This is a genomic window from Streptomyces sp. NPDC026062 (genome assembly GCF_055568375.1).
In genome coordinates this window covers 1-3,543 of record NZ_JBVHOQ010000109.1, presented here as the reverse complement: position 1 = coordinate 3,543, position 3,543 = coordinate 1, and the positions used below count along the sequence as shown (strand labels likewise).

Below are 3,543 nucleotides of genomic sequence, written 5' to 3'. Positions count from 1 at the left end.
GTTTGGGAGAGGTGCCCGTAGTGGCCTATCGGGGTCCGAGTGTTAACTCGGTCGAGTTTCGGCTCGCGCAGGTTCGAATCCTGCCCTCTCCGCGCAGTCCGCTCGCCCTTTCGGGGGTGGTTTGGGAGAGGTGCCCGTAGTGGCCTATCGGGGTCCGAGTGTTAACTCGGTCGAGTTTCGGCTCGCGCAGGTTCGAATCCTGCCCTCTCCGCGCATCTTCTCTTGAGCTCTAATTCTCTTCCGAATCGCGGTGACCCGCGGGCGCGAGGGGGAGCGTCAATGCTGTCGGATTGCCGTTTATTCATTCGGGAGCAACCATGTTGGTAAACGCCGACGGGGATCGTCATCGTGCAGACATGTAAAACCGCCTGCCTTATTTGATCCCGGGTGGTGGGCTCCAGGAAATCTGTGTTCTGGACCCCTCGATACCCACTGGGGGGCATTGGATATGCTGCGTTCCAGCAGGAAGTTGGGGCAGGCCGGGGTGACCTACGCGCGCGGTACCGAGGCGAATTTGCAACGCACCGACGGAGATTGACCGCACTTCGAGAGCGAAAGGGGGCCGTGGAGAGAAACCGGTCCAGCATTTCGGTCGAAGTCATGCCTGGTGCAGCCCCAGTTTTCGCGAGTTTCCACCGAGAGAACGGAGGATAACAGTGAGTGAGGCATCAAGTAGCGGCGAGTCGAGGCACGGTCAATTGGTGTCCCTCGCCGTGTGGGCGAGCTCCCTAGAGCTGTCCGACGTACCCGCCCGGGTGCAGGACTTCGCTGCCAGCCACATACTGTCCCAACTCGCCGCTATCCGCACCGGACTCGCACAAAAAGATGGCCGACGATTGGTCCAGGCGCTGGGCCTGCCATGGCAGGACGACGTAGCGCAGTCGGCCCGCCTTCTGTCCGCGGCGGGCGCCTGGCTTAACCTCGACGACACTGCGTACGCAGGGCATCTGGGGCCCTCGACGGTCGGCGTGCCCCTCGCCTACGCCCATCACCTGCGCCTCTCAGGGGCGGAACTGTTGCGTGCGGTCGTGCTCGCTAATGAGTGCGCGGCCCGAGTTACGGCAGCAGCGACATTGGGCCCCTTTCGGGGGCAGACTGCGCTGCATACCCATGTAGTGGGAGCGGTTGCTGGTCGGCTGGCTTGCGAGCGGGCTCCGGCTGATGTGTGGACCGACGCATTTTCACTGGCCCTGAGCGCGCCTCCGTGGACTTTGATGCGTGGTTTTGTTACCACGGACGCGCGGCTTCTGCACGTGCCGGTGGGCGTGCGAATGGGGCTGGACGCCTGTGATGCCGCGCAAGGAGGCTTGCAGGGTGCTGCGGATCTACTGGAGCACGAGGATGGCTTTCTTCGTCAGTTTGCCGACGTGCCGACGCCTGAGGCTGTGACTCGTGGTCTAGGACAGCGTTGGCACACAGAAACCCTCTCTTTCAAGCTCCACCCCGGTGGCCCTGGCATCGATGCTGCGATCGATTGTGCTATCGATCTTCACGACCGTATGCCGCAGTGGGATCTCGACGATATCGACGACATTCTCGTCGAGGGCTCGCTCTACACCGTCTATGCGGCGCGTAAGGCGCAGCCTTACTTAGATGGACACAAAACACCCATCGGTGCACTCGTACTGACGACCCCTTACCCGGTGGCCACTGCGTTGCTGACGGGCCGTCTGTCTGTCGATGACTTTTTTCGCCCAGCTATCGTGGCCGCAGATCGTTGGAAGCTCGCCGAGCGGGTGCGGCTCGTTCACGACCAGGAAATGACTCGCACCATGATGATCGGCGACGCTCCTTTCGGCGAGTCGCTACGCCAAGCCGGTGGCGCGGCCCACGCCTGGCTAGAGCGGTTCGGCGGGAAGGACTTGGTCGACCTCGCCGGGACCATTGGTGCCCCTGTCGACGACTTCATGGAGGCTGTCAAACCCACGCCGGCCCGAGTCAGCGTGCGCCTGAAGGACGGTCGTTGCTACACCCAACAGCGCTCAATTCCCCGCGGCGCCATCGGACCTGCACTGCGCCGCGACCATCAGAAGTTGATCGCAGGCAAGTTCCTCGAAGCTGGCGGACCGGACGCGGTCATCACCGCCTGGCCACACATCATCGACTCAGCCCCCCAGCAACTGGCCCGCCTGTTAGAAAGCGCCCTGGCTGACTAAGGAGACACCGTGCACGACCCTCAGCAGTTGCTGCATCCCGATGCTCAGTCCGAGCAAAAATTGAGCAGGCGCAGATACGTTCTTGACACTGAGACTTTGTCTGGGCTTGTGCGTCAGCGCGCACAAGCCATCGCACATCGGCAGTCTCTGAGGGAAGAACTCAACTGGATCACCCGTAAACTTGCCGATCAACGTGGCGCGCGGGAACAAGCTGACCTAACCGCAGCGAAACATCTGAAGAGCCAGATCCAGCCAGCAGATGAAGCGCAGAAGACCGCAGAAAGCGGCCTCAAAGCGTTTCTCCTGACGGTCCCTAACATCCCTTCGGACGAGGCGCCCGATGGCGGCCCCGAGGATCCCCCTGTTGAATTAAGCAGATGGGGCAAGACGCCAACTTTCGACTTCAAACCACGCGACCACGTCGATCTGGCATCGTCGGCCGGCATCCTTGACCTCGCCAGAGCCGGCAAGCTCTCGGGGACCCGCTTCGCGGTGTTCCGAGGCGCCGGCGCCTTGCTCGAACGCGCACTGGCCTCCTTTCTCCTCGATCTGCACACGCAAAAGCACCGGTACACTGAGCACAGCGTCCCGTATCTGGTAACCCCGGAGACCATGCAAGGCACGGGGCAACTGCCGAAGTTCACCGGAGACCTCTTTGCCACTCAAGTGGCGAATCGGTGCCTGTACCTGATTCCGACGGCTGAAGTGCCGCTCGTCAATCTCTACAGTGGCGAGACCCTGCTTGAAGGTGACCTACCCCTGAGGCTTACGGCACATACCGCCTGTTTCCGATCCGAGGCCGGCTCCTACGGTCGGGACACGCGCGGCCTTATTCGCCTCCACCAGTTCTCCAAGGTCGAACTCGTGCGACTATGCCTTCTAGAGGAAGTCGATGGGCAACTCCAAGTCCTGCTGGCTGATGCAGAGGATTGCCTCCAGCAGCTTGGCCTCCACTACCGGGTAGTTGATCTGCGTGCTGCTGACCTAGGGTTCTCGGCACGCCGTACCTATGACCTCGAAGTCTGGCTGCCGAGCCAGAACACCTTCCGCGAGATCTCATCAGTTTCCGAGTGCGGAAGCTTCCAGGGGCGCCGAGCCGGTATCAGGGTCAGTCGCGGCCGTGCGAAAAATAAGGAGTACATAGCCACGCTGAACGGATCCGGTCTTCCCATCGGCCGCACCGTGGTAGCCCTCCTCGAGCAAAATCAACGACGCGATGGGGCGATTAGGATTCCCCCGGCACTCGTTCCCTACACAGGATTCAGTCTAATCAACCCCAACGGAAGCATTGCCTATTGATCCGAAACGCTTTGGGTTCAGGCTTGTTGACGGTGTGTGAGTGATCTGGTGGGGGATGCGCGGACCTGGTCGCCGGACGCGCAGGAGG

The 3,543-nt window shown here is 61.6% G+C and carries 2 protein-coding genes and 2 tRNA genes; all 4 read left to right on the top strand.

The genetic code is table 11. The annotated features are described in order from the left end of the window. Positions 1-5: 5 nt before the first annotated feature. The 4 genes from ACZ4LX_RS37940 (at position 6) to serS (ending at position 3,455) form a co-directional block, all read left to right on the top strand. A tRNA-Asn gene (locus ACZ4LX_RS37940) sits at positions 6-92 on the top strand. Between the two features lie 32 nt (positions 93-124). After that, positions 125-211 (top strand) — tRNA-Asn (locus ACZ4LX_RS37935). 490 nt (positions 212-701) lie between these two features. Next, entirely contained in the window at positions 702-2,156 is a 1,455-nt protein-coding gene (locus tag ACZ4LX_RS37930; RefSeq protein WP_467651947.1) for an MmgE/PrpD family protein, read from the top strand. A 9-nt stretch (positions 2,157-2,165) separates the two neighbouring features. Next, positions 2,166-3,455: a serine--tRNA ligase gene (serS, locus tag ACZ4LX_RS37925; RefSeq protein ID WP_467651948.1), complete on the top strand. Its 1,290-nt coding sequence runs from the start codon at positions 2,166-2,168 to the stop codon at positions 3,453-3,455. The last annotated feature ends 88 nt before the right edge of the window (positions 3,456-3,543 follow it).